This window comes from Phytoactinopolyspora endophytica, from assembly GCF_004138495.1.
GTDB classification, from domain to species: domain Bacteria; phylum Actinomycetota; class Actinomycetes; order Jiangellales; family Jiangellaceae; genus Phytoactinopolyspora; species Phytoactinopolyspora endophytica.
On record NZ_ML142851.1, the window covers coordinates 274,973 to 280,494 of the forward strand.

The 5,522-nt window shown below is 62.6% G+C and carries 3 protein-coding genes and 1 pseudogene; 3 read left to right on the top strand and 1 reads right to left on the bottom strand.

Going from position 1 to position 5,522, the window contains the following annotated elements; all coding sequences use genetic code 11:
* Both ELR45_RS07095 and brxC read left to right on the top strand, forming a co-directional pair.
* Positions 1 to 350 (top strand): annotated as a pseudogene (locus tag ELR45_RS07095) (DUF1788 domain-containing protein); the annotation flags it as partial.
* Entirely contained in the window at positions 347 to 3,820 is a 3,474-nt protein-coding gene (gene brxC / locus ELR45_RS07100; RefSeq protein ID WP_165367554.1) for a BREX system P-loop protein BrxC, read from the top strand. The pseudogene ELR45_RS07095 and the gene brxC, both read left to right, overlap by 4 nt.
* Here brxC and ELR45_RS34765 read toward each other — a convergent pair.
* Positions 3,813 to 4,124 carry a hypothetical protein gene (locus ELR45_RS34765; RefSeq protein ID WP_165367555.1) on the bottom strand — a complete coding sequence of 104 codons (312 nt, stop codon included), beginning with the start codon at positions 4,122 to 4,124 and terminating at the stop codon, positions 3,813 to 3,815. The two genes, brxC and ELR45_RS34765, sit on opposite strands and share 8 nt — an antisense overlap.
* Between ELR45_RS34765 and ELR45_RS07105 the strand changes: the two genes are divergently transcribed.
* On the top strand, positions 4,113 to 5,522 hold a 1,410-nt coding region (locus ELR45_RS07105), incomplete at its 3' end, for an Eco57I restriction-modification methylase domain-containing protein (protein WP_205856178.1). The two genes, ELR45_RS34765 and ELR45_RS07105, sit on opposite strands and share 12 nt — an antisense overlap.

Here is a 5,522-nt window from a genome sequence, read left to right on the forward strand (position 1 = left end):
GCTGGATGGCCAACCACGAATACGCCGAGTCGTACTTCGAGGAGCCCGAACTGCTCGAAACCGCCCTCCCTGCGTTCTTTGAGACGCTCGTCGCCGAGGTCCGTGGGTACCTGGAGAAGTACCCGGAGCCGGACGGCGTTGTGGGCCTCGTGGGCGCGGGCGCGTTGTTCGGCCTCGGAGACAGTGTGAAGGTGTCTGCGCTGATGAACGGCGTTAACGAGTCGATCCACGGCCGGCTGCTTGTGTTCTTCCCCGGTCACGTTCAGCACAACAGCTACCGGCTTCTCGACGCGCGCGATGGCTGGGACTATCTGGCAATTCCGATCACCGCCGAGGGGGCTACACGGTGACCACACGCAATAAAGATCTGTTCTACCAGGATCCGACGCAAACAAAGATCCCCAACGATGGCGTCGCTAAGGTCGTCCGGCCCGAAACACGCCAGCAGTGGGACGTCTTGGAATGGGAGCTCAGGAGCTTCGTCTGCGAGGGTGAGTACGAGCGCGGGCTCGAACGCATCATGGACAACTTCCTGACCAACCTGGGCCAGTCCCAGCAACCGGCAGTGTGGGTCAGCGGCTTCTACGGCAGTGGTAAGTCGCATTTAAGTCGTGTCCTCGAATACCTGTGGCGCGACGTTGAGCTGCCCACCGGTGAGACGGCCCGGAGTCTCGTCCGGCTGCCCAGCGACATCGACGCTCACTTCCGCGAGCTGTCCACGGCTGGGAGACGACTGGGCGGCCTGTGGTCTGCTGCCGGCACCCTCGCGGCCGGCAGGTCCCAGGCTGTTCGACTCGCGTACTTGTCGGTGTTGTTCGAGGGAGCCGCGCTGCCCCAGCAGTACCCGCTAGCGCGCTTCACCATGTGGGCGCAGGACAACGGGTACCTCGACTCCATCACAGCGGCCGTTTCGGCTGCCGGCAAGACCTATGACCACGAAGTCAGCGACCTATATGTTTCACCGATCATCGCGCAGGCGCTTCTGGACGCGGACCCGACGCTGGGAGATTCGGTCAAGGACGTACGTGGCCTTCTTCGAACTCAGTTCCCACCACAAACCGAGGACATCACGGATGAGGAGATGTTCGCGGCAATCGAGGACGTGCTGCGTCTGCAGTCCACAACGTCGGGCCGCTACCCGCTGACGCTCGTCGTCCTCGACGAGATGCAACAGTACCTTGGGGATGACAACGCCAAGACGCTTGCCGTTCAAAACATCGTCGAGGGAGTGTCGTCGCGCTTCGATAACAGTGTCCTGTTCGTCGCGACCGGCCAGTCCGAGATGGGGGGCACGCCGACCCTGCAGAAGCTCACCGATCGGTTCCCTGTCCACGTCCACCTGTCCGACAAGGATGTCGAAACCGTAGTCCGGCAGGTGATCCTGCGAAAGAAGCCCGACCGGGTCGCAGAACTGCAATCGGTCTTGGACCAAGTCTCCGGAGAGATCGACCGCCACCTGGGTGGCACAAAGATCGCTCCCGTCGCTGCCGATAAGCAGGACCTGGTCGCCGACTATCCACTCCTTCCAACCCGTAGACGATTCTGGGAGCTCGCGCTTCGCGCACTCGACCGAGCTGGCAAGGCAGGCGTCTTGCGCACCCAGCTGCGGATCATCCACGAGGCAACGCGCGAGGTCGCCGACGCTTCTGTCGGGCACGTGATCGGGGCGGACTTCCTGTACGACCAGCAAGCGCCGGCCCTACAAACCAGCGGGGTTCTGCTCAAAGAGATCGACGAACTCATCCGTGGTTACAAGGAGGAAGGTCCTGACGGGGAACTCAAGTCGCGAATCTGTGCAGTGATCTTCCTCATTTCCCACATCCCTGCCCAGATGGTCGGCACCGGTGAGCTCGGACTCCGTGCCACCGCCCGGTCTATTGGGGATCTCCTTGTTGACGATCTGCAGCGCGGCGGGGGTCAGCTCCGCAAGCGTGTGCCCGAAGTCCTCGAAGAGCTCGTCGCCGCCGGCCGATTGATGCGCATCGATGACGAGTACAGACTTCAGACTGAGGAAGGTGCTGAGTGGGAGAAGGAATACCGCAGCCGCCTAAAGGCGATAGGCGACGATGCGGGTAGGCTCGCGACGCTTCGCAGCGAGCGGCTTCACCGCACGGTGGATGCCGAACTCGGCGGTCTGAGGCTCACACACGGCAGGAGCAAAACAGCGCGCAAGATCGACATCCATTTCGGGTCGGACGAACCCACTGGCGATGAGACAGCTGTGCCTGTCTGGATCCGCGATGAGTGGACTGTCACCGAATCGGCGGTGAGGACCGCTGCGGCTGAGGCGGGCGAGGAGAGCTCGGTTGTGCATGTGCTGCTGCCGAAGCGCGACGCCGAAGCAATCAAGAATGCCATTGCTTCGTACTCCGCTGCACAGGACACCGTGGATCAGAGGTCGACGCCACAGACGGACGAAGGTAGGGAAGCCAAGCGCGCGATGCAAGGACGCATCGATGCAGCTGAGGAAAATTTGAATGGTTTGCTCCAGGATGTGCTTTCCAAGGCTCGCGTTTACCAGGGCGGCGGCAATGAGGTGACCGTCTCCTCGCTCCGCGACGCAGTTGAGCTTGCGGCACGGCGCTCGCTTGTCCGCTTGTTTCCCAAGTTCGACATCGCTGACAACCCGAACTGGAGCAAGGTCATCAGCAGGGCTCGTGACGGTGCTCCAGATGCCCTAGAAGCCGTCGCGTACAGCGGCGACGCTCCAGCGCACTCGGTCTGCAAGGAGATCTTGGCCGTGATCAGCGCCACTGGGATCAAGGGCTCCGTCCTCGACAAGCGTTTCTCCGAGCCCCCGTACGGCTGGCCACAGGACGCTATCCGTGGCGCCGTGATGACCTTGCTCGCGACGCGCCACGTCCGAGCTGCGCAGGACGGGGCCAACCTCACGAACCCCAAGCAGCTCGAACCCCGCCGGATCCCGAGAACAACGTTCTACAAGGAGGACGAGCCGCCAAATAAGCAGCAACAGATTGCCGTCCGCGGATTGCTCGCTGCGGCCGACGTTCCCTATGAGAACAGCCAGGAACAGGCACAGATTCCAGCCTTGCTGCAAAAGCTCCTTGACCTTGCTGCCGACGCGGGAGGTGGACCGCCCCTCCCGCCAGCGCCGAATACCAACCACGTGGTCGCGCTCCAGGCCCTGGCTGGCAATCAGCAGTTTCGTGCAGTCGCTGCCGCCCACGCAGAGCTCAAAGCCAGCCTCACCGAGTGGCGTAGCGCCTCGGCGCGTAAGGGGGACCGGCTCAAGGAGTGGGACGTACTAGACGCGCTTCTACACCACGCTCAGGACCTTGACGTGTCGCTGGGCATTGCTGAGCAACGCGATGCGATCCGCGAAGGTCGGCAACTCCTCAACGACCCTGACCCAGTCCGCCCATTCCTCGACGCCATTACCGGGCCTTTGCGCGAGCACGTAGTGGCTGCCGCACAAGGACTGCGAACGCGCCATGAGGAAGCCATTCGCGAGTTGGAAGGCTCAGACGAATGGCAGCAGCTGGACGAAGATGTACGGGCCGAGGTCATCGCAGAAGTTGGGCTCCAGCGGCCCTCTGAGATCGACGTCTCGACTCAAGAGAAGCTACTTGCCGTCCTCAACGAAGCACCGTTGAGAAGCTGGAAGGACCGAACCGAACTTGTTGAGGCTCGCGCTATGAAGGCGAGGGCCGCGGCAGCCATGCGGCTCGAACCGACGGCAATTCGCGTGACCCTCGACGCCAGGACCCTCAAGTCGGAGGCCGATGTGGAGGCCTACCTCGGAGACGTTCGGCAACGGATCATGCAGCACATCGACGCGGGCAATAGCGTCATCATCTGACCCACGAGGAGAAACGATGCGAGCATTGCCATCCGAACTGCGCCGACAGCTCGAAGCTGCCGTGCTTGCGGGTCGTCGTGCGGCTGAGGCGGGGGTTCGTGCGGCGTTGTCGTCGTTGGGAGTCCGGGAGGAAGACAAGCCTGCCCACCTGGATGAGCGCCGCGCGCAGCTGCGTCGCGGACTGCGTGCCAAGCAACGCCAGCTTGGTGGCGAGTTCGAAGTATTGCTGTGGGAGTGTGCGTTCGAGCAGTGGCATCGGCTGCTCTTCGCGCGCTTCCTCGCGGAGAACGGATTGCTTCGGCATCCGGAGTTCGGGGCTCCGGTCACGCTGGCCGACTGTGAGGAGCTGGCCGCCGACCTCGGCGAGCCGGATGGGTGGAGTGTGGCTGGGCGTTTCGCGGCCGAGATCCTGCCAGGGATCTTTCGGCTGGATGATCCCTGCGTACAACTACGACTTGCGCCCGAGCATCGCGTGGAGTTGGAGAAGGTCGTCGGTGGGTTGCCGAGAGAGGTGTTCCTGGCGGACGACAGCCTGGGGTGGGTCTACCAGTACTGGCAGAAGGATCGGAAGGACGAGGTCAATTCCTTAGAAGTGAAGATCGGCGGGGCGGACCTGGGGCCGGTAACGCAACTGTTCACTGAGAATTACATGGTCCGATTCCTGTTGGAGAACTCGCTTGGCGCATGGTGGGCGGCCCAGCACCCAGATTCGCCGCTGATTGAGGAGTTCGAGTACCTGCGGTTCGACGAGAACGGCCAACCGGCGGCAGGCACGTTCGATGGATGGCCTAACCGAGTGGCACAGGTCACGGTGATGGATCCATGCTGCGGGTCCGGGCACTTCCTGGTCGAAGCGTTCCGGATGTTGTGGCGCATGCGCGCCGAGGAAGAAGGACTGCAGCCGGTTGCCGCCCAGGACGCTGTGCTGCAGGACAACCTGTTCGGCCTCGAACTAGATCCGCGATGCGTACAAATTGCCATGTTCGCCGTGGCATTGACCGCATGGAAGCAGGGCGCGGGCTGGAGAAATCTCCCGACACCACACATTGCCTGCTCCGGGATCCCGGCCAAGGCACGTCTGGAGGAGTGGACCGCACTAGCTGACAGTGACGAGCGACTGAAGCCCGCGCTGGCGCGCTTGCACACGCTCTTTCGCGATGCGGATACGCTCGGCAGCCTGATCGACCCCCGACGGGGCGCTGAGGTGGCTGACGGGATTGGCCTGCAGCGGTCGATCGATGATGTCGACTTCGAGGAGGTCGAGCCTCTGCTGGCTAAGGCGGCGGCCAGCGAGACTGACGAACCTGCCGCAGCCGTTCTCGGTGCCGATGCTGTCGGCATCGCTCGCGCGGCGACGCTGCTTTCACGCAGGTATACACTCATCGTTACTAATGTCCCGTACCTCACGCGCAACAAGATGGTCGACATACTGCGAGCCCATTTGCGGGGTGCACATCCTGATGCAGACGGGGATCTCGCAACAGCCTTCCTTGACCGCTTCTGGAGGCTCCTCGGGCATGGTGGAGTACAGGCTACAGTCAGTCCCCAGAACTGGACGTACCTAACTCGTTATCGCGGCTTCAGAGCGTCACTCCTGCGTAATCACGGCTTACGGCTTGGTGGACGGCTGGGGACTGGTGCTTTCGACGCCGTCTCAGGCGAGGTTGTCAATATCCTGCTCCTAGTCGCATCCGCAGACGGG

Excerpts from the sequence above, each read along its gene's own strand:
- ELR45_RS34765 (WP_165367555.1), bottom strand. The coding sequence starts at position 4,124 with ATGCCGAAGCAATCCGTTCTCCGCGAGGAAGCGCGCGAAGAGCAGCCG.